15 protein-coding genes and 2 pseudogenes are annotated in these 21722 nt (G+C 55.8%); 8 read left to right on the forward strand and 9 right to left on the reverse strand.

The features are described from left to right. Positions 1-93 precede the first annotated feature (93 nt). The 3 genes from AC1DUY_RS25405 to AC1DUY_RS25415 all read right to left on the reverse strand — a co-directional run bounded on the left by AC1DUY_RS25405 (position 94) and on the right by AC1DUY_RS25415 (position 4055). Positions 94-1284, reverse strand: a complete 1191-nt coding sequence (locus tag AC1DUY_RS25405) for an acyltransferase family protein (RefSeq protein ID WP_478117926.1) — start codon at positions 1282-1284, stop codon at positions 94-96. A 253-nt stretch (positions 1285-1537) separates the two neighbouring features. Further along, on the reverse strand, positions 1538-2869 hold the full coding sequence (locus tag AC1DUY_RS25410; RefSeq protein WP_478117928.1) for a hypothetical protein: 1332 nt from the start codon (positions 2867-2869) through the stop codon (positions 1538-1540). 67 nt (positions 2870-2936) lie between these two features. Next, positions 2937-4055 (reverse strand): acyltransferase family protein, encoded by a 1119-nt coding sequence (locus tag AC1DUY_RS25415; protein WP_478117930.1) that lies wholly within the window; start codon positions 4053-4055, stop codon positions 2937-2939. Between the two features lie 479 nt (positions 4056-4534). Between AC1DUY_RS25415 and AC1DUY_RS25420 the strand changes: the two genes are divergently transcribed. Together AC1DUY_RS25420 and AC1DUY_RS25425 are read left to right on the forward strand one after the other, a co-directional pair. After that, on the forward strand, positions 4535-6136 hold the full coding sequence (locus AC1DUY_RS25420; protein WP_478117932.1) for a GMC oxidoreductase: 1602 nt from the start codon (positions 4535-4537) through the stop codon (positions 6134-6136). Between the two features lie 239 nt (positions 6137-6375). After that, on the forward strand, positions 6376-7716 hold the full coding sequence (locus AC1DUY_RS25425; RefSeq protein WP_478117933.1) for a UDP-glucose dehydrogenase family protein: 1341 nt from the start codon (positions 6376-6378) through the stop codon (positions 7714-7716). 36 nt (positions 7717-7752) lie between these two features. On the opposite strand, the gene AC1DUY_RS25430 is transcribed toward AC1DUY_RS25425, so the two are convergent. The 3 genes from AC1DUY_RS25430 to AC1DUY_RS25440 are packed head-to-tail and all read right to left on the reverse strand — an operon-like array spanning position 7753 to position 11556. Continuing rightward, positions 7753-9279, reverse strand: a complete 1527-nt coding sequence (locus tag AC1DUY_RS25430; RefSeq protein ID WP_441231383.1) for an oligosaccharide flippase family protein — start codon at positions 9277-9279, stop codon at positions 7753-7755. 53 nt (positions 9280-9332) lie between these two features. Then, on the reverse strand, positions 9333-10271 hold the full coding sequence (locus tag AC1DUY_RS25435; protein ID WP_478117936.1) for a class I SAM-dependent methyltransferase: 939 nt from the start codon (positions 10269-10271) through the stop codon (positions 9333-9335). Positions 10272-10308: 37 nt separating this feature from the next. After that, on the reverse strand, positions 10309-11556 hold the full coding sequence (locus AC1DUY_RS25440) for a glycosyltransferase family 4 protein (RefSeq protein WP_441231381.1): 1248 nt from the start codon (positions 11554-11556) through the stop codon (positions 10309-10311). 484 nt (positions 11557-12040) lie between these two features. Between AC1DUY_RS25440 and AC1DUY_RS25445 the strand changes: the two genes are divergently transcribed. The 5 genes from AC1DUY_RS25445 to AC1DUY_RS25465 all read left to right on the forward strand — a co-directional run bounded on the left by AC1DUY_RS25445 (position 12041) and on the right by AC1DUY_RS25465 (position 18202). Further along, positions 12041-13513: an undecaprenyl-phosphate glucose phosphotransferase gene (locus AC1DUY_RS25445; protein WP_478117938.1), complete on the forward strand. Its 1473-nt coding sequence runs from the start codon at positions 12041-12043 to the stop codon at positions 13511-13513. A gap of 71 nt (positions 13514-13584) precedes the next feature. Then, positions 13585-14751, forward strand: a complete 1167-nt coding sequence (locus tag AC1DUY_RS25450) for a glycosyltransferase (RefSeq protein WP_478117940.1) — start codon at positions 13585-13587, stop codon at positions 14749-14751. Beyond that, the gene (locus tag AC1DUY_RS25455) at positions 14741-16075 is read left to right on the forward strand and encodes an O-antigen ligase family protein (protein WP_478117942.1); all 1335 of its coding nucleotides are present in this window, start codon (positions 14741-14743) and stop codon (positions 16073-16075) included. The genes AC1DUY_RS25450 and AC1DUY_RS25455 overlap by 11 nt, the downstream gene beginning before the upstream one ends. Before the next feature lie 70 nt (positions 16076-16145). After that, entirely contained in the window at positions 16146-17099 is a 954-nt protein-coding gene (locus AC1DUY_RS25460; protein WP_441231377.1) for a glycosyltransferase family 2 protein, read from the forward strand. Further along, complete coding sequence (locus tag AC1DUY_RS25465) at positions 17096-18202, forward strand: glycosyltransferase (RefSeq protein WP_441231376.1); 1107 nt, start codon at positions 17096-17098, stop codon at positions 18200-18202. The genes AC1DUY_RS25460 and AC1DUY_RS25465 overlap by 4 nt, the downstream gene beginning before the upstream one ends. A gap of 142 nt (positions 18203-18344) precedes the next feature. On the opposite strand, the gene AC1DUY_RS25470 is transcribed toward AC1DUY_RS25465, so the two are convergent. Then, entirely contained in the window at positions 18345-18569 is a 225-nt protein-coding gene (locus tag AC1DUY_RS25470; RefSeq protein ID WP_441231375.1) for a hypothetical protein, read from the reverse strand. Positions 18570-20491: 1922 nt separating this feature from the next. Here AC1DUY_RS25470 and AC1DUY_RS25475 point away from each other — a divergent pair. After that, a pseudogene (locus AC1DUY_RS25475) lies at positions 20492-20641 on the forward strand (JAB domain-containing protein); the annotation flags it as partial. 15 nt (positions 20642-20656) lie between these two features. On the opposite strand, the gene AC1DUY_RS25480 reads toward AC1DUY_RS25475, so the two are convergent. Further along, a complete protein-coding gene (locus AC1DUY_RS25480) occupies positions 20657-21379 on the reverse strand; it encodes a tetratricopeptide repeat protein (protein WP_478117955.1) in 723 nt (240 codons plus the stop codon). A 144-nt stretch (positions 21380-21523) separates the two neighbouring features. Continuing rightward, positions 21524-21722: pseudogene (locus AC1DUY_RS25485) on the reverse strand (transposase); the annotation flags it as partial.

A 21722-nucleotide genomic window follows, 5' to 3' on the forward strand; every position in this document is an offset into this window, starting at 1 on the left:
CACAGTATTTCAGGTCGTCTCACATCAACTCGTCTGCATCTCGTCTCGCGTTGCGCCAGCCCATCGAAGACTCGCCTGTCACCGCCTCGGACTTCAGAGCGCATCCCGTAGGCCGCACGGAATCGGCTTTTTCGCACTCCCCGCAGGTGCGACCGGAAACATGTTTGCGGCCACATTGTTGAAAAAATCCCGAGCCGGGACTTCAATTAGATTGTACGTATGACGCGACACGAAGATCACGATGACGAGATAGCCAACCGCTACGAGATCCAGAAACCAGGGGCCGCCCACCGTGAGAACATCGAACGGCGCTCCGTCATGAACGAACTGCGCGCGCAGCGGCATATGCAGTTTTTGCTCCAGCGCCCGTGTCAGCGCATTGAAAATGGTCAGAACAACAAAATGAACCAAATAAATCGAGTACGAAATCTCTCCCATGCTCTGAAGCGGCCGCCACATGAGCCCGTTCGATACGATCCCGCCCCCGCCCGCGAAGACAAAGACCATCGCTCCAAAGAGAAACGGACTCACGAAGGCTAGCTGGCTGCGGGATGAAATCGAAACCAGCACGACCATCGCGATAACGATTGGGACCTCGAACCACGACGCTACGCGCATCCCCGATGGCGGCGTCATTCGAAAGAGCCGGTAGACGAAAACGCCGACGAAGAATTCGCACATGCATCGCGGAACAGCGGTATAGAGCGGCGGCGGCCCGGTACGTTGACCGATCAACATGTAGAAGACGACGGCAGCCAGCGCAGCGGCCACCCCCGCAATCACCACGGACGGTCGTCCGAACACCACGCAAACACTCGCGAATGCTGCATAGACGTAGAATTCAGTGCTGATGCTCCAACTCGGCAGGTTCCAGGTGAAGTCCGGGAAGAAGCCAAGGCCATGCAGCAAGAATACATTATAGATGAGCGCCTCCACGCTCGTTCGTCCGGCAAATGCAGGCGCACCCGCGCCGAGGCCTGCAAACTTCATCGTCGCATACTTCAGGACCTCGCTTGCGAGCAGAACAAGCGTAGTGACAATGTGCAGCGGCCACAGCCGGCCGAAGCGACGAATAGCGAAACGAAAAAACTCGTCCTTGTTCGAAAGACGGTTGCCATAAGCGTGAGTAAGAACAAAACCGCTCAGGACAAAGAAGAAATCGACGAATACATCCGCTTTTCGGACAAAGGGAATATCAAAAAAATGACCGAGAACACTGAGATGGAAAACTGCAACCCCGATGGCTGCTATACCACGCCAGCCGTCTAAAGCTGCGAAACGCAATGGATCCTCCTAAAGGAAAATTCCACTTCGGGTAGGCTATCGAACGCGTACAATTTTCGGCAAGTACATATTATATGCAGGAAACGCCTTCATTTGCGACATCTCCAGAAACTACACTTCCGAGTTTGTTCGGATGGAACCGAGACTTACTTTTCCTGTAAAATTAGCCTTCCGCAGCTTTTTCTTCGGAAGCGCGCGATGTCCTATAGCGCACCATTCGCACTGCGGACCGCGCCCGCGTCGCGCGTGGTGCCTATGTTCGCGGCGATTTGAGGCGAGCCAATCCACCGAACGATGCCAATACCAGCACAATAACGAACTGGCGCTCCACCGCCTGGGTGACAATCATGGGAGCGAGCAACGCGACGCATGCGATTGCAAATGAGAATGATGAAACTCGAATTCGTTCACTTCGTGCCACATAGATCAAACCGATGAGTGCCATTAGCTCGAGGCCGTAGAATGCCATCAGGTCGAGTTTTGGGCCGACATTACAGCCATAACGCTGGCCCGGGACACAGCCCTCTTCGCCAATCAGGCCTGTGGCGCGCTGCATCGCCCGGATCGCTACGCCCGCCGGATCGGCGCGGACCTCCTCCATGGCCATTTCCTTGAATATGCGGCGCTTGTTTTCGTCATGGAGCCACTGCTCGTATCTTCCCTGGGGCAACAACATGGGGCGCGGGTATGTCACCTTGTCACCCGCTTTATACCGCCGCTCCATTTCCGCGAAGAGCAGTTCATCCGCCTGCGGTCGCTCATGATTCCGAAGGAACGCATTATTGTTCCGTGCAAGATTTTCCTCGGCCGTGGTCGCGAATAGCACCACGCCGTTATGTATCATCGCCTGCGCAGCAACGTAGGGCCCGGCGATCAGGGCAAATGCCACCACAAAATGAAACCGATACCGGATCCTGAGCAGAGCGAGTATCACAAGATAAATGGCCAGCACCGCAACGAAAGCGTGTGTCAGACAAGCCATCGCGAACAACGCCCCGCAAAGCATATATCGGCTAGGTTGCCCCTGCGTACCAACGGAGAACAGGCGATACTTCACGATCAGAAATATCGCGGCACCGAGCAACAGGAGAACCAGGCTTTCAGGACGAATTTGAAAATAATAATGTGTTCCGATAACGAACAGAGCAACAACGACGATACCGATATAGCGGCCCCATGGCTGCTCTATCGCGCCGATCAGAAACGCAAAGCCACCATAGGCAAGCAGTACATTGGTTCCCCTAAGAAACCCCACACCGCAATTCGTTAGTGCCAGGAGACTGCCCATCAGCATCGGATAGAGCGGCGGCCAGATTCCCCCCGCATAGAACGTGCCGATCGTCTCGAGATTTGCATTTCCGCGGACAATGCTGGCGAACATCATTGACCGCTTGAAATGGTCATGCTCGTCCGAGAACGTCTCGACAACGCCGAAAATGCCGTTATGGGCCAGCATTGCAAGCGTCAGGACAAAGGCGATGCCAAGCAGGACGAATGAGCCTCCCGGCTTGATATAATGAGCTGCGGCGTGAGCCATCTCTTTGACGGCGCTTGCGTCATTCGAAGAACTCGTCTCGGCCTGCATGATTGCCTCAATCTGCCCTGTTCACCTTCAACTTGCCCATTCGCCGTGCCCCGCCAGGCCAGGTTTCTCACTGCTGCAGGTGTGGACTCCACAAGCGGCCGAAGGATCCAACACCGGCTGGAAACAGGAGCCTGTGCACTGGCGGCACACTGCGAATGGCAACAGCAACACCCACGGCGATTGCAATCGTCAAAGCGAGTGTCACAGCGCCTATCAGCCAAGGTCCCCAACTGGTGACTAGCACCGGCGAGATCGCACGGATCCCGATATAGATCGGTTGGTGAAGCACAAAGAGCTCGAAGGACATCCTGCCAAGCCCGCCGAACAACCTCTGCACCGGCAATAATCGGCTGACGGCCATGAGAGTGACAAAGGCCCATATCTGGATGAGGTCGAGCGCAATCAATTTCAACGGCGTTGCGATTGACGGCACAAAAATCATTCCGACATTGAGCGGATGACCACGATTGATCAGCCCCGTCGCGAGCATGAGCGTCAATGCAATCGCGCCAAGGCCGATGAGCATCCACACTGGTATTCGGCGTCGCCCAAGATCGAGGAGCGCAACTACCATTCCCGGAAACAGCAGCAACGCCGCAATCGGCCACCCGAATGGCGTGACGTATTTCAGACTCTCCGGCAACAGACCTACCAGACTGTGGGCGAAAGCCGCGACGGCCAGAACAGGCCATAATTGCGCGCCTGCGAGCGGTGCCACGAGCATCATCGCGAAACGGACACCGATCAGCGCTGGCAAAAACCAGAGCAGCTGAAGGCCTGTCGCGTGATCGAAGCCGCGCGCGCTCATGGCAAGCACGGCTTCAGCGACCAGCATGGGTACTTCGGTCAATGAGCGACCGGAGAATTTTACAAAGATAAGTGAGTAGACGAGTGTGAACACCACACATGGCCAGCCGTAGCGGATGATCAGGTCGAGTGGTTTTGCTCGCCCCCACGTCTGCCACGGCCTCAGGAACGGCAAGTACAAGAACATCGCGACGTGAAACAAGTACAGAAAAGCCCGGAACTCCGGGCTCGCATATTCCAGGCTTTTGTTATGTCCGAAGATGATAAGGAAGATGCAGATACCTTTGAACGCATCAGTCGACGCCGATTCTAACCTTCCAGCATGCGGCTTCTGCTCATCAATGACTTCCGGCGTCGGATGAGTTGCGGAATAGGTCATAGGTCCTTTGCTCCGTCGAAATCGGTCGCCGGCCCCGGGCATGAAGCCCATGACGCACTACATCCTGCGTCAAGCAATCGACATGCCAGAGCTGGCCTCACTATTGCATGAGTAGTTCATCTCGAGCTTGAGAGGTGCGTATGCCGGACCGTAGCTGGGAAGACGAGTCTCGCTCGTCAGGCTGGCGCGAGTTTCACTGCGCAGCATGCGGAAGCCCATCCATTCGGATCCCGAAGGTCCTCAGAGAGGATCAGGAAGTCAGATGTCAGCGCTGTGACTTCGTCGTCTCGACGTGGGGTAATTTTAGGACTTCGATCGAAAACAATATTAGCTGAGACAGAGTTTCTGCCGATAACGCCACATGACTCCCGCGAGAGCTTTGCGGCATTCTTCTTGCACTACATTCTTGGGGCTATTTTCGCATCCTTTTAAATCCATTGTATCGCGCTTGCGCGATGCGACTGAGCGTGGACGAGCGAATGTCTATTCGAGACCTCCGCGACGCAGAGATCGACGAGACGAAGTTTGCACAGATATGTGTCATCGGAGCCGGCTTTGCCGGTTTGGTTGCATCGCTGCGCATGGCCAGGCTGGGCTATTCCGTAATCCTTCTTGAAAGCGGTTATCAGACGGTCGAGTCTGACATCAACGAGTTGAACCGCGCGGACACATCGACGACGTCATATGCCGGCGCCATGACGGGACGGATGCGCGGCCTTGGCGGCACATCGCGCCGGTGGGGTGGCCGCCTTCTTCCACTGACACCGCACGACACGGGTCCACGGCCGCATCTGTCGCTGGATGGCTGGCCGTTTCCGATCCACGAACTCGATATCTATACGACTGAGATCGAGCGCTTATTCGGTCTGGACAACAGCGCTTTCGAGGGCGACGTTCTTGACAGCTTGGACCCCGATACTGTCATTCCGCGGCGCGATCCGGATATCCAGATCCGCCTGCCAAAATGGCCAAACTTCCGGCGCCGAAATATCGGCCAGCGGCTGAGGCGGGAGATCGCACGCAGTTCCGGTCTCCAGCTCTATCTCGGAGCAACCGCTTGCCGCCTGCAAGTCGACGAAGCGACGGGTCGACTGACCTCGGTCGAGGCACGTTCGCTCAGAGGCCGCAAGCTTCAGGTCAGGGCCGATCAGTTCCTGATCTCAGCTGGCACGATAGAAACGACGCGCCTGCTGCTATTGCTAAATTTGCAGACACAATATCGCGCATTCGAAAACTGCCGTGCACTAGGCCATTATTTCCAGGATCATATCCGGCTCGAAGTCGGGCGCCTGCAGCCTGGAGACGATAGTCGCGTAACCCGCCTGTTCGGTTACGACTACTGGGGGAGTACTCGCCGAAAGCTCTACTTCCAGCTCAGTGACCAGGCGCAGGATATCAATGCCGTCGCCAGCGCCTATGCCGAAGTGCGCCTTCATATATCCGACGGAACGCCACTGGACATGCTGAGAGCCCTCGTTCGCGATTTCCAGCGGCACGAGATACAGCATTCGCTACGAAAGTTTCTTTATCTTTCGACGAACGTCGATTTGCTGAGGAGCCTTCGTCTCTGGCGCGCGCTGACGCAGAAAAAATTTCTACCATCGGCGGCCGAACTACGCCTCGATGTCAGGATCGAGCAAGTCCCCGTCTACGACAACCAAATTGCACTCTCGCAGCAGCGCGACAGCTTCGACGTTCCGCTACCCAAGCTGCAATGGGCGCCAGGCGAGACCGATCTCCGCACCTTCCTGCGGACGATTCAGTGCCTCCGCGATTTCTGGGTTCGTGCGGGGATCGAGCGGCTTTGTCCGGTAATCTGGAATCCGAACGTGATCGAGGGAACCCTGTCCCTCTCCGACTCTATTGACACTTCTCACCCGTCCGGCACGACACGCATGGGCACTATACCGGCAGATTCTGTCGTCAATCCGGATCTGCGATGCCATGCGGTCCCGAACATCTGGATCGCCAGCGCATCGGCATTCCCAACTTCTGGCAGCGCCAATCCGACTTTCACAATCATACAGCTGGCGCTCCGGGCGGCCGATGGAATCGTAAGGACAATGCTATCGGGAGGTTGACGTTGGCCATCCCCGCATATCCCGAAAGGAAGCCAACAATGCGTTTTCTTGTCACGGGCACAGCCGGCTTCATCGGCTTTCGCGTTGCACGTGAACTCCTCAAGCTGAGTCATACCGTCCACCGGTCCCGCGAATTGGCAGGGATTCTGCATATCAGGCTATGAGGTGCCGTTCGCGCGTCGCTTCAAATATGTGCAATTGCCGGACTTTCGTTTTCTCGAGTAAAAGAGGTTTGAACGATGGATATTACGGTAGTAGGTGCTGGCTATGTCGGACTGGTTTCGGCAGCCTGTTTTGCAGACTTTGGTCACTCTGTGACTTGCGTGGATACGGACTCCACCAAGGTCGAGAACCTCAAGATTGGTACCATTCCGATCTTTGAACCCGGACTGGACGACCTCGTCACCCGGAATATTTCCGCCGATCGATTGCGATTCACCACAAATCTCAAGGCTGCTGTCAAAGGCGCATCCGCCATCTTCATCGCCGTCGGCACGCCATCACGACGGGGCGACGGCCATGCGGATCTGAGTTATGTCTACCAGGCAGCGCGCGATATAGCGGGAACCGTCGATGGCTATGCAATCATCGTTCTCAAGTCGACGGTACCGGTTGGAACCGGTGATGAAGTCGAGAGCATCATCAGGTCGGCGCGACCTGATCTGCAGTTCTCGGTTGTTTCAAATCCGGAATTCTTGCGTGAAGGCGCTGCGATCGGCGACTTCAAGCGGCCGGATCGTATTGTCATCGGCACCGAGGAAGAGCGTGCACGGGATGTAATGAGCGAAGTCTATCGCCCACTGTTCCTCAACCAGTCGCCAATCTTCTTCACGGAGCGGCGAACTTCCGAGCTTATCAAATACGCATCTAACGCCTTCCTGGCCGTCAAGATCACGTTCATCAACGAGATCGCAGACCTTTGCGAGCTAGCCGATGCCAATGTCCAGGATGTCGCGCGCGGTATGGGGCTGGACAACCGGATCGGTCAGAAATTCCTGCACGCCGGCCCAGGCTATGGTGGGTCATGCTTTCCGAAAGATACGGCGGCCCTTGTCAAGACGGCGCAAGACTATGGTGGAGCGTTACGTATCGTGGAAACGGCCGCTGCCGTAAACGACCAGCGAAAGCGCGCCATGGCTCGTAAGGTCATTGCCGCCTGTGGCGGCTCCGTTAAAGGCAAGACGATCGGATTGCTGGGGCTGACCTTCAAACCCAATACCGACGACATGCGCGATGCTCCATCCATCGCGATCGTTCAGGCGTTGCTCGACGCCGGCGCGACGGTCAATGTTACAGATCCAGTGGGAATGGCGCAGGCCCAGGGGGTTATTAGCGGAGTGACGTTCTATCCGGATGCCTACACTTGCGCTGACAATGCGTCCGCCCTGGTTTTAGTGACGGAGTGGGATGCTTATCGTGCACTGGACTTCCCACGGCTTCGCGAGCTGATGCATCTGCCTATTCTGGTCGACCTCCGGAATGTCTACCGAGCGGCCGAGATCGAACGCCACGGCTTCATTTACAACAGCGTCGGTCACAAGCCTTCGCGACCCAAGTCTTTGCTTCGCGCCGTCAGCTAGATGGCAACATGTAGGCGCCTGGGCTGTCAGTCAGCCTCAGTCGACCGACACAACGGGCAGGCCAACCACCGGCCTGCCCGTCCGGATCTTGATCAGTGAGAATATTCTGCGCCGGGCCCAAACCAGATCCTCGCCGATGATCCGATCCGGCAACAGCGACATCGTCACCGCAAGAACGATGATTAGCGCCACTGCCCCCGCACCATGCGACAGAAGCCAGCCAAACCGTGAGAAGGACCAGATCACCGCGATGTCGGCGAATGCGCCAACGCCAGCGATCCCAACGGCGCGCACGTGCACGAAGGCGATGCTTGCCCAGCTGAGATTAACAAGACGCCGAGCCTGGAGAACACTCACCACGTAGAATATCCAGATTGCAGCAGTGAAGCCGCTCGCGACTCCGACCAGGCCGTGCGGAGATCCTACCAGCAAGCCAACGCTCACAAGGACAAGATAGAGCAATTGACGAAAGGCAACGCCGTTGAAACGTCCTTTGCTGAGCGCTAGTGACTCCGAGATTTTGTAGCTGGCGCGGCCTGAAAATGCCAGGAACAACACACTGGTCACGGGGATCGTGGGCAACCATTGAGAACCGAACAGGATACGAATGATCGGCTCGGCATGGATGGCGAGCCCGACGCCTATAGTGACGTAGATAGGCAGCAACACGGACAGCATGCGCCGAAAGAGCAACGTTACACGCTCGCCATCGTCCTGAACTCCCGACAAACCCGAGAACATGACCCGCTCAACCGTCGTGGAGAATAGTTGCGTTGCCATGGAGAATAGACTGCCGGCACGTGAGTAAAGCCCCAGTCCATCCGCGCCGAACAGTCGCCCGACGATGACATTCGGACTCGAAAGCGCACCCCAGTTCAAAAGCCCACTGGAGACGGAGGCGCGCCAGTCGCTGATGAAATTCCGATCTGTGATCCGCCATACGAATTTTCGAGGCGGACCGGCTGCACGACCAACCAGGACCAGCTCGGTCAACGCGGCGAGAATGCTCGGGATCACCAAAGCCCAAATCCCGAATCCCAGAGCGGCAAGCAAGATGGCTACGATGGAGTAGGCGAATATGCTCGATAACAGCGCGGCAACCGTGACCTCCCGATAGCGATGATCGCGCATCAGCAACCCGATGGCAGGCGCCGCCATCGCTTTGATTGGAATGATGACGACCGCAGCTAACAGCGGCCATTCGAGTCCTTCAATCCTGAAAAATCCGGCCACCCACGGCGACGCAGCGGCTGCCAAAGCTCCGAGCACGAGGCCAAATATTGCAGACAGACTGAAAACTGCATTTCTGAGATCAGCATCGACCTTTGTCCTTTGAATGATGGGAGAGACAAAGCCGCCCTCGGTCAGTGCATTGCCGAGAAACAGAACGACCGTGATCGCAGCCATCATGCCGAATTCACGCGGTGACATCAGTCGTGCCAGTGCCACTGACGACGCAAGCCCGGAGAGTGCCAACCCGAGGCGCCCGATCATCAGCCAGCCAACGCCGGTACCGAGCCTTCGTGTGAGGCTGCCGCCGGAGGATTCCCCACGCGCGTCCATCAGAGAAACGTCCCTCCAGTATCAACTGTGTTACGGTTCACGACGCCACCTCGCTAGCCCAGATAGATATCCGCTGGATGCAGTCGCGGCCGGACATTCCCCGAAAATTTAACGCCGAAAAAGAATGAGCCATTTGCACCGTCAATCCGCCGCTGCTCGGGGATAAATCGATCCAGCATGACGAAGGCCAGTCCCGGAGCTGCCAACAAATTGCCTAGCGTCTTTGATCGCGTGACCGCCCTCCAGAACTGACGAACGGCCCAGTAGAGCGAAAGACCAGGCCCACCGAGAGTGCCACGATCGATTGCCTCGAACTCGCGGAAGAGCAGCCGATGCCCGCTTTCGCTAAAACGCCAGAAATCATAGGCACCCTCGTGAACATGCTGCAGGAATGGTGTTTCCGCATAGACGAACCCGCCGGGCTTCAGTACGCGAACGATCTCGGAGACCACTCGGACAGGGTCCACGACATGCTCCAGCACGGCCTGAATGCAAACCAGATCGACACAGCCCGACATCAATGGGATCGAGTGAGCGTCGGCGACGAAGAGCGTATTATCGCTCGGATAGATGTCGAACGAGACGACGCGTAATTCGGCATCACTATAAAGCGCGTCCGCCCCCTCTCCCCTGGTTCCGCCACCAATCACCAGCACAACCGGCTTGGCGACACGCGCCTTGATCTCCGCCGCTACCCGCTTGTAGTTCCGTGCGCTTGTCGCCGTAGACACATAGAGACTTTTCGCGAACCGTCTGAAAAAAGAGTGTCGCTTCCTATCCAGAAGCGGGCGAAATCCCTCGCTGAAGTCCTCCGGTCGCGCCACGCTGGTGTTGAAATCAATTAGTATCGGTTGCCCATGAATGCGGCGGACGGCGTCTTCCGTTTGGACCGCTTCGCCGCCGTTGGTGCCAATAGCTTCCTTCAAGAATAACGGCGTCTCCAGACATTCAGGACGCCTGAGCAAATGGGCGATCTCGGTGAGGTTAGCCAACACGGTCACATCCTCTTTTCTGAGGGTTGAAAGATCACTAGGCTTGATTGACCTGAGATGTCTCGCGAGTGGTCCTTAGTCCGACAGAAGCGCCTGGCTCGGACAGGGCACGATAGAGTTCAACGTAGCGCATCGCGACTGACTCAAGATCGAACGTTCTCTCCGCGTGCTGGGACAGCCGCCGCGACCACTCCAACCAGACCGCGGGATCGAGTGCATAGGCCCTGCGAACGGCGACCGCGATATCGACTTCGCTACCGCTCACCGAAAACAGCGGATAATTCTCGAACGGAATCACGTCGCGCGCGCCGCTCATATCCGTAATGATTGGCACCACACCAGCCGCGAGCGCCTCCAGCAGCGCGTTAGAGAGGCCTTCAGAGCTTGAGAGCAGCAGCAGAAAATGCGAGCGGTGAAGAAGTCCGCTAACGTCCGTAATGGCACCGAGCAGCCGTACATCTAGCGGATTTCGCGCACTTTTCAATCTGGCTTCGATTGCTCCCCGTAAAGGTCCCTCACCGGCCAGCATCACCGATGTCCCCTTCGGCGCCGGTACGGACTGGAGGCCCGCAATCATCGACAACACATTCTTCTCGGTAGACAACCGCCCCACGAAGCTGAACACCGCCGCGTCTTTGACACTTGCGGCCCGCGCTTCCTGTGTCTCCTCAATACGCGCTGCGAAACGAGTGAGATCGACACCGTTCGGGATCGACGCGATTGCAAATGGAGATACGCCATGCGCCTTCAGATCGTCTTCGATCTGCTTGCTGATCGCAATGAACCGACTCGCATGCCTAACCACAAAATCGACACCGGCCTTCCCGAACAGATACTTCCTCCGTCCGATCACCACGAGATCGTTCTCTTCTCCGCCAACGCCCAACTTCAGGACCGATGGCAGCTTCAGGAACTTGCTTGCGACCGCGGCAACATAGGCATTGATCCGGAGCTGGTGCGCGTGAACGACTTTGATGTGCTGGCGATGCCAGGATAGCCAGAACAGCGCCTGAACCGCCCAAAGCAATGACGACAACAAATGGCGACCGGCGAGCTGCGGCGGCGACGGACACCAGAATCGGATCACTCGGATACCGATAGCAGCATCATCGAGAGCGACACCAGGTACGCGGCTCGACAAGACGATGACATTCTCTCCACGACCTTCCAGCGCCCGAGACAGGCTCAAGCACTGCTTTTCCGCGCCGCCCATGATCTCCACGAACTGACACGTGAGCATAACAACAAGGGACTGGCGATCGTCCTGCTTATGCCGCAACCACATAATCGAGTACTCCGACTCAAAGCAGTCGCTCAAAAACAAGCATACGCTATGCCAACTAATATCGACGCGAGAGCAAGCAAACCGCCGCACGAAAGACTGCGCAATACTTCATATCCTGCCGCCGCGATGATTAATGACGGAACTCTGGGCGCTGCCTGCAGAGCAATCGTAACGTCCACATCTTCGGCGGCCACTGGCGCGAAATCTCGCAGAGCATCCACAAGTTCTTCGCTACAGGTCATGTCACGACGGCGAACCTACGATTTTGAAAGCAAACACCGCTAAACTTTTAATCTTGACGTTAAGCGCCTTCGCAACCCTGAATAGGGCCAGGATATTTTCTTCTGAACTAACAATTTCTGACTATCAAGAATTACGCTCAACGACCTCGACTGCAGAACGATACAAAGCGACGGTCCCCATGCGGGGCTTCCATGCCGGTTCGACTTTCTATCTTTTTCAATGCAACGCGTCGGTAGCAACTATGGCATCGGTATCAGAGTTCAACGGGCCACAGCTTCTGTTCAAGCCCAGCCATCGAATTCCGTTATCGTATGAAGCGTGGGGCTACGCGCTGGCAATAAGCGACGCCTGCGCCATTGTCCTGACCGGCTGTATCTCCGTACTGACATACGCATACTTCTATTCGCACGCCCAGCTCCCAGTTTTCAGCGAATTACGCGCTCCGCTCGGCGCGAGCTTCGTACTCGGTGCTTTGTATCTCGCCTCAGCACATGCACGAGGGATATATCGCCCGTCATCACTGCTGCGAAACGGAACCACACTGACCAAGATACTGACAAACTGGGTAGGCGTCTTTCTCTTCGGCTCTTTGGCGGCGTTCTTGCTGAAGATCGGTGATCAATTCTCGCGAGGCGCTCTCGTTCTTTACTTCGTCACCGGTGCCGTAGCGCTCGGGATCGTAAGATATGCCGCAGGACGTCTTCTAACGAATGCGCTTCGCTACGGCGGCCTCAAGCGCAAGCGGATCGCCCTAATCCAGGATTCCGACCCGCACGCGCCACTGTCGACAACCAATGACATCATTCACTCTCTGTCACAGCATGGGTATGAGATTGTTCGATCTTATCCCGCCAATGATCTTGCGGGCACCTTGGGCCGGGACAGCGCGATCGCCCGCGACGACCTCCTCGATCTTAACCGCGACGGAAAACTCAACGAGATCGTCATTTGTGCTGGCGCCATGAATTCGACGCAGCTTACAAACCTGATGCATCAACTGCGTCGCATCCCGGTTTCCGTGAAATTCATCCCGCATAGCGAGCTATATTTCCTTCTGCAACGGCCATTGGTCGATATCGGAGCCGGCGTTGCTGTCGAGCTGCAGCGCCGACCGTGCTCCACGTTCGAACAGACCATAAAGCGCCTGATTGATATTGCTTTCGCCGGGGCTGGTCTACTCGCTCTGTGGCCGATGATGCTGATGATCGCGGTACTAATCCGCCTGGATAGCCCGGGACCCGTGTTCTTCGCACAAAGGCGCACTGGCTTTAATGGCCGTGTATTCCGGATCCTCAAGTTCCGCTCGATGACCACTGCAGATGACGGCAACGTTATCCGGCAGGCATCGCGCGGCGATGCACGCATTACCCGAATTGGTAGCTGGCTCAGATCGACGAGCATCGACGAGCTGCCTCAGCTGATCAATGTTCTTCGCGGCGAAATGTCAATCGTGGGACCTCGTCCGCATGCCGTTGCGCATGACAAGACCTACGGCAATTTGCTCGATAACTATGCGCTTCGCTACCGGATGCCGCCAGGCATTACGGGATGGGCGCAAGTCACCGGCTATCGCGGCGAGACGGCCACCACAGACCTTATGGCCAAGCGCGTAGAGCAGGATCTCTGGTACATCGAAAATTGGAGTCTGACTCTCGATATCAAGATTATCTTTCGAACTATCTACTCGGTTATGAAAATTCGCGATGTCTACTGATCTACGGGGACGCCGTTTAGCGTTCCTCGACCCGTTTGCCATTTTACGTTTTCTCTTCCGGAGAAATCGACATGTACAATACGAATCCGCATCATATTCTTCACATCATCACTCGCCTCGTTGCAGGAGGAGCTGATGAAAATACAGTCCTCAGCTGCAACCATTTTGCTCAACTGGGGCATCCCGTCACAATCATCTATGGTCACGACTTCGATCCGAAGATGATTGCTCGGTTGCATCCGGCGGTGAAAGCCATTCAGGTCAAGTCCCTGACCAGAAGCATCAGCCCGATGCGGGATCTGCGCGCCATGCGTACGATCCGGCGCCTGCTGTGGTGGCTCCGGCCGGACGTCGTACATACGCACACCAGCAAGGCCGGCGTCATCGGGCGCATGGCAGCAATGAACATCCCGAGTCTCGCCGTCGTTCACGGAATTCATATCCTCGCTTTCATCAACGTCGGCTGGCTGCAGCGTCAGGTCTATGTTGCTCTGGAGCGGGTCACCGCATCATGCACCCACGCTTTCGTCGATGTGAGCCCCGGCATGATGGAACTAGCGCTCGCGCATGGCGTCGGCACCCCCGATTTGCACTATATCGTGCCCAGCGGCATGGACATTGATGCCTTCCGATGCCGACAGCTGGAGCACGTGCGCATCGACACTCCGACGAGCCGTCCGCGCCGACGAGTTGTCTATCTCGCTAATTACGAACAGCGGAAGGCTCATCGCGAGCTGATCGACGGCATCAGCGAGCGAAGGGCACAGTTTGGCGACACGACATTCGTGCTGGCTGGTACAGGCGCGCTCGAAGACTCATTGAAGGAGCATGTGTCTAATCTCGGGCTACAGGAGACTATTGATGTGTGCGGTTATGTCTCCGACGCGCCCGCGTTTCTGGAGACGGCAGATCTGTGCATCTATTGCTCTGGCAGAGAGGGCCTGCCGCGGGCCGTCGTTCAATACTGTGCCAGCGGAAAACCTGCCGTTACTTTCGACCTGCCGGGCATCGAGGTGATTGTGAAGTCGGAGTATAACGGCGTGGTCTGCAAGCAGGGAGATTTTGATTCAATGCTGACCTCCGTCCGCAGCCTACTCGACGACCCGTTTCTTCTTGCCAGCATGAGTTCAAATGCAAAATCCATCGATCTGGAAAAGTGGTCGACTGCCAGTATGGGCGTGGCTCTAGAGACGATCTACCAAACTGCCATCATGCGAGCGCGGGCCATTGTACAATAGTTCCCTCAGAATCCGATTTGAGATTACACCGCGAAGCATCGTCACGGCCGGCATCGTCTGTTCGCTCGGCGCACTTTTCATGGGCCTGGAGTTACGAACTCCGGCTGGCACGCTGAAGCCCATCGACATTGTCACCCTGGGTCTTATTGCACTGTATCTATGCACGACACATCCGCGTCACATCAGAGCAAGTGCAGGCCTGCTCCTTCTCGTCATGTTTTATCTGGTTTCGACGCTTCCGGCACTTTGGACCGGTGAGCTAGCTTACATCAGCAAGCGATTTTTGCAGATCGCAATTCTTATCTCTCTCGGAATTCTCATCTGCAATATCGATACGTCCGGCCTTCGACGTTGGCATTACCAGCTACTTCTCGGGCTTCTGGCCGCGACAATTGCATTCAACGTCATCTGGCATGTCTCACATGGCCATATCATTGTTTGGAAGCAACTAGGCGATCCAAAATCGGCCTTTCTGTTTCTCCCGATGTGCATCGCGATCGGCCTTGTGATCGGGGCGCTGCCGACCAACCGCTTCTGGCTCTCGATCTGGGGTCTGCTTTTTGTCTTGATCCTGATGTCGGCCGAGCGAAAGGCGCTGGTACCATTTCTGGCCGTCACACTCGCGGTATTTCTCAATATTCGGAACCTGGGCGCTCTCGTTCTGGCTGCCGCGGCGGGCGCTCTGGCCATGGTCTTTGCAGACATTCTGACCGACGGACAGATATCGCGGCGTGTCGGCAGTATATTTTTCGAGCAGGACCGGAATGAGATCTGGTACGCGATAGAAGGCGGCTTACCTTCCTCCATTAGCGATACCGCTCGCAGGCTTGGCACCGAAGTCGCGTGGGCGATGTTCTCCCAGAACCCGTTCCTGGGCGCAGGTACTGATGCAACCGGCAATTTCGCACGGACATATTTCGCAAACTATCCGCCGTATTTGCGGGCAGCCGTGCATAATGAATTTCTGCGCATGCTGGCTGAGAACGGAATTCTCGGTACTGGCATCGTACTTGCTGCGCTTGGCCGTTCGATGATCCTGAGTATTCGCGATGCCATCTGGATGCGGCGTCGCTTCGGCGACTATGCCTACATCCGAATCCTGTTCATCATGTTCATCCCAGTGCTGACCTACATGTGGTATGAAGGGTCCGGCACCGAGATGTTCGTGATCATCGTTTTGATTACTCTGATGCCGGACTTGCTACCCAGTATTGTCATGCGCGCGCGGATTTACGTGGAGCAACGTGTCGCGGTCGCTCGCGCGCAGCACGCGATCGAACCCGGAAAACAGCATCGGTATATCATGGAGAACCGGGCCACTTGAGCTGGTGGCGATATGCATAGACCGCACCTGACGCAGAGAAGCCGGTTGGAACGTAGTAGTGAGTAATCGCATGAGTGTTTCCGTTATCGTTACCTGCTTTGACGAGGGGCCATTTCTGCATGCAGCCATTGCCAGCGTGCTCGGGCAAAGTCGCGCTGACCTGATCGACCACATCGTTATCTGCGACGACGGGTCGGATGCGGAGACCCAGGCGATCCTGCAGGAGCTCCCCGCGCGCGATCCCCGTATATCGATCTTGCCGGTCGCCACAGGCAAGATTCCGGGCACACGCGGTGTGTCGCTCAACCGCAATCGCGGCGTCGCCGTCACCGACAGCGACTATATCGCCTTCCTGGATGCGGACGATCTCTGGCGAGCGGACAAGCTCGAACGGCAGCTTGCCGTTTTCGAGGCCATCCCGGAGACCGCGCTCGTCTATACTGCATTCTCATTATTCTGGTCGGACAATCGCAAGCCGCCGGAAGTGGCCCCGCTCGTTGATCTTACCCTTCAGTCCGATCAAAGCCTGGCGTATTTCATGGACGACCCCCCCATCGTCCCGTCCACGGTGCTGATGCGGCGATCATTATGGGACAAGCTTGGCGGCTTCGACGCGACGCTGGAAGTGTTCGAGGACACTGAATTTTTCTTCCGTGCAACAAGGCTAGGTCGCGTTGCAGCGGTAAAGATCCCTCTGATTGACAAGCGACTTCACGAATCGGCCGTGACCTCCAAACGCAACCAGTTGATGAAGCATCACGCCTACGTGGCGCTTCATATCGCTGCTCAGGATCCACGTCTGCTTCGTTACGCAGCTAGGCGGCTATCCGAACGAGCACGAAAGCTCGGCAATCTGGAGGCGCTGGACGGCCGTAGCGACAGCGCCGTGAATCTTCTGACGTCGGCGATCTATTTCCATCCGTTGAATCTGCGAGCCTGGCTGACTCTCGCATTACACTATCTAGGCGGCGAATCGGCCATGAGAGCCGTAAAGTTGACGCTGTCACGCGCGAGCCGATCATGACCGGGCAACGCCGCGTTATCTACTTCATTAATGGCCTCACGCGAGGTGGTGCCGAGATCGGGCTGCGCAGCCTGCTGGAGAACGGCCTTTTCGAGGGTTACGACTTCCGGGTCATCATTTTGCACAGAGGTTCCGCCGAGCTCAGGCGTGAAGTCGGAGCTTTGGCGGGCGAAGACCGCATCATCGAAGCCAGCGCTTCGCCAAAGCTGACGATCCGCGGCTGCGTCATCGGAATGTATCTGCTGTTCCGGACCATCGTCACCTTCCGTCCAGACTCAGTTATTTTGTCACTTAAACAGGCGAACATTATCGGCAGGTTCGTTCTATATGCATTTCCCAAGGTCAAGTGCATTGCCTTCGAGCATATTGCCGAACTGGAGCGCGGACGGGCCGTCGCGTTATATAGCAAGCTTCTGAGACTGACTTCCGATCGCGTCGATAGCGTTTGGGCAGATTGCACGACGACATTGAATGCAACGCGCGTTTATTTCAAACCGCGGCCGCGTGAGGAGAAAGTCGTGCCGCTGTTCCTTGCCAGTGATGAAGCACCGTTGAAGAGCTGTTATGAACTCTCTGGCCCCGCGCGGATCGTAACCGCTGGTCGCCTGGTCAGTCGAAAACGCGTCGATCTCCTGCTCAAGACAATTCGGATTCTCGCCGATCGTGGTCGTATCGTCGTTCTGACCATCTATGGCGAAGGCCCCATGAAATCCGCATTTCAACAATTGGCGAACGAGCTTGGCATTGGCCAACAGGTCGAGTTCGCCGGTTTCAAGCATAAATGGTACGCCGATGCGGCTGAGCACGATCTCTTTATCCATATGAGTGACGAGGAAGGATTCTGTATCGTCGTCGCCGAAGCTATGATGGTAGGCTTGCCCGTTATCGCAAATGCCGTGGGCGGGATACGCGATTACTCTTGCGACGGGAGGACGGCTGTTCACCTGGCATCGATGGATCCGCAGTATGTGGCCGATATTATTGGGAGACATCTCGACTGCGAGAATCATCGGCAACATTTGGGCAATTGTGCCGCTGGCTGGATCAAATCAACATACCAACGAGAGCGAGTGAAGGAGCTGTACAGGAGCGTTGAGTTCTGATTTTCCCTTCACGGATTATTCCTGGATTGACCGACCACGGCCGGCTCATCAATCCGCGGCACGGCTCGGAGACAATTACGCGGTTCATTCTATTTTTCTATTGTTGGATTTTAGTTTCCGTTTTTGTTACGAGGCACGTCTTCTAATGACAGCGGCTCAAGTATTTGTTCTTGAGATTGACGGCAGGCCGACGCTTGTATTTGACGCACCCGATGCGGATATCGCTGGTGCAATGTGTGCCGATGATCTGCTTAGAACAGATCTTGAGTCGTTGACCGCCAATGGCGAGCCGATTTGCGCCCCCCATTCCCGCCTCGCATACCGCCTTGCCTCGCCACGCGAGATCGCTGCCTTTGAGCACGCGCATCTTCGCGCTCCCGAGTCTGAGGAGCCGACTATGGTGTTCCTTATCAATGTCGATGGGATCGTCATGATATCCGTCGACCCTTCCGCATAAGTCCGACGAACATCAATCCGAATTCACCACCAGACTTCCTATCGTCTTGGAGATCTTTGAAGAGTAAGGGGGCAAACGTGACGGTTCCGTCGAACAATGTTTGGTCGGTTGAGGAAGATCAGAGACTGAGGGAACTTGCTATAGCCGGCCGATCTAGTTTTGAGATCGCGCAGTTCCTCGATCGTACGCCGGCTGCAGTCAAACGACGGGCAAGCTCTCTGGGTGTTCGGTTTGGTCGGGTCGGACGTGCACGACCGAGCGTTTCACGATTTGGATAGAACCACCCCCTTCTAGAATAGGCTCGTCTCTTACGCGTAGCCGCTAATGTATTGGGGTTTCATTGGCCTTCGGAGAGATTTCGAAGCAGACGACGGCTTTGAGCCGGCTGACGAGCGGCACATGGTCAGGCAGCCATAGTTCGAGACAACAAACGAAGGGTTTCAATACACAGCTCTCAAACCCAACAGATGAGCTTGCTTAGCCGAGCATTGAGCTCTTGACCCAACGTTTATCCAGGCGGTTTGCGCCTGGTCGTCTCAGAGATAAATGTAATTCGTGCGCTTTGATCGTTGTTGCGGCCCGAGTTCGCCCAATTTCTTTCGCGATCTCTTCTGGCGTTAGCCTACCAGCTAGACTGCGGAGCTTTGCAATCTCATCGTCCGTCCAAGGCCGGTGTAACATTGCCATCTGTACCTCCTAACACTGAACTCCTTGCGTAGGTGCTGCAACTTCCATTCCACGCCTTGGGATAGAACCGTAACCTGGTAGTCTCTATCGTTTACTCGCGAACAAATCGCCGTGAGCTATTCCAAATCCAAAACGGAGCTTCCTCACTACAGCATACCGAAGTATTTTATCAGTTCTGCGAACAGATCAACGAATCGCGGAACTAACTAGCTTGCACGCCAGCGATGATGTTCTTTCAGCTGAATATGGACGTGAGTCCTACAGAAGCTGTCGCCTAAGACGCCTTCGACGCTTGATCGCCACTCAAGTCCTGCGCTGCGGAGCAGATTGCCTGCTCCTCCGCGGCCGCGAGTAGACCATCACCATCGTCCTCACCAGCCCATACCATAGTAGAGCGCAAGACCATTTGCGATTCGGGCACTTAAATTAAAGCCGTGCTTGACCCGAACGTCCGCCCTGCACCAGGAGCAGTCATTCCAGAATCGTTCATTCCGCGGTTCGTGCATGAGCTTGCTTTGGGCTCTACGCCGACGCGCGTTCTGTAGCGTCAGAAGAGCAGGAATTTAGACCGATGTATCGGAATGGTCGCAATCCGCTGACGGTGTTCTCGGAGCCGAGATCAGTCAATGTTTGATTGCAGAACACCTTCTGCACTTACCGGAGTCTCTTCGATGACCATCGATCCTAGCCTCACGCAACTTGGAACGTGCAACAGGTCATTGCGCAATTTCGTCACCAGCCGCTCCTTCGTACCTCCAGCAGGTCCAGTATTTTCCACCGTTGGGGAGGTTGTTGAGCGTTATCGCGGACAGGTCAGCGGAGCTCCTCCGTAACTGGCGCTCGATGAGAAACGGTCCATCGTTCCTCAAGATCGGTAAAGCTATTCTCTATCCTCTGGAGGAGCTCGATCGCTGGGATCGCAGAAATCTAGTTGTTTGCCGGCCTTCACGATCGATCCCGTTGGAGGACGCTATATCGTGACATCTGCCAGTCCGACATTTGCTACTGAGTGACATGATCTGGCCGAGATAGATCTAGATTTGGAATCCGTATTACAATGTGATCGTGGAGTTTCGTGAAGGCAGCTGCATGATACTTCGGGTCTATCCCGATCTGTAACGAGGAACTAGCCCCAGTTACATCCCCCATCCGGCGACCCGACACCGTCGCAGGCCGATGTGCAGATGACCAAGGCGGTGATCGATGTTGCCGCGCCGCTCGGCATCGCGGTGCATGATCACATCATCGTCGGCAAACACGGCCATGCCAGCCTTAAGGGGCTGAAGCTCATCTAAGGCCAATCAGAACACTTAGTTCTTGGTGGTTTTGACGTATTCTTCTGCTGCTCGAATACCGCTTTTTGCCTTGAGTGTTAAAGCAGTTGTCCGCGGCTTCCATTCGGACACCAGTTTTTCTGCGTTCTTGAGTTCTGCTTCGGACAACATGGCCGCCATTTCATTTACATTCTTTTTGGGCGCTACGTTCGAGAGTTTGAAATATGCATATGACAAAGACAGATCCTTTGGCGCTCCTTTTCCGGCAGAATACAAACGGGACAAACCAAAGAGGGCACCGGGATATCCCTGATCGCCCGCCCTCTTCCACCATTTGAGCGCTTCTTCTGAATTTCCTCGCCTGTCATACAGATTAGCGACATCGTGCTGGGCAAGCGCATAGCCGGCTTCGGCAGAAACAAGCTTATATTTTAAAGCTTGATCCGAGTCAGACTCCACGATGCCTGCCCCTTGCCCGTCATAGTAACAACCAAGCTTATAGGCTCCCAACGGGTCGCTCGACGCAGCTGATTTTTGAAACCACTCAAAGGCCTGCCTACGATCCTGTTGTGTGCCGATGCCATTATTGTACATCATGCCCACATGATATTGCGCCTCTGCATCTCCCTTGTTCGCCAATGCGACCATTGCATTAAAGGTGTCTGCGTCATTTGCATTGGCAGGCATTGAGAAAAATAACAGGCACGAAAAAGCCAAGGCGAAAAATTTCATCTCACCCTCCACTCGGGTTTGAACCATTTCATCTTGGTCATTCACAACGGAAATAGGTTCGAAGAAGCTGATTTGAACCGGACGGATTGATGCGTAGGGCGCAATCCGGGCAACGACCTCTCCTCGTCGTCCCCGCAAAAGCGGGGAGGTGGATTCACACTCGAAGTGCAACAGCTGTCGAGCAAAGAGCTCGGCGGGGGTATGCCAGTCAAGGCACTTTCGGGGTGTGCTGTTGTAAGCCAGCACGGCATCGGCAAGATCCTGGGAGGTGAGCGTAGCTAGATCTGTCTTGCGCGGAATCCGGCGGCGCATGCGACCGATGGCATTCTCGACGCCACCTTTCTGCCAAGGGGCGTAGGGATCGCAGAAA

The sequence above is a fragment of the Tardiphaga sp. P4_G1 genome (genome assembly GCF_056401215.1).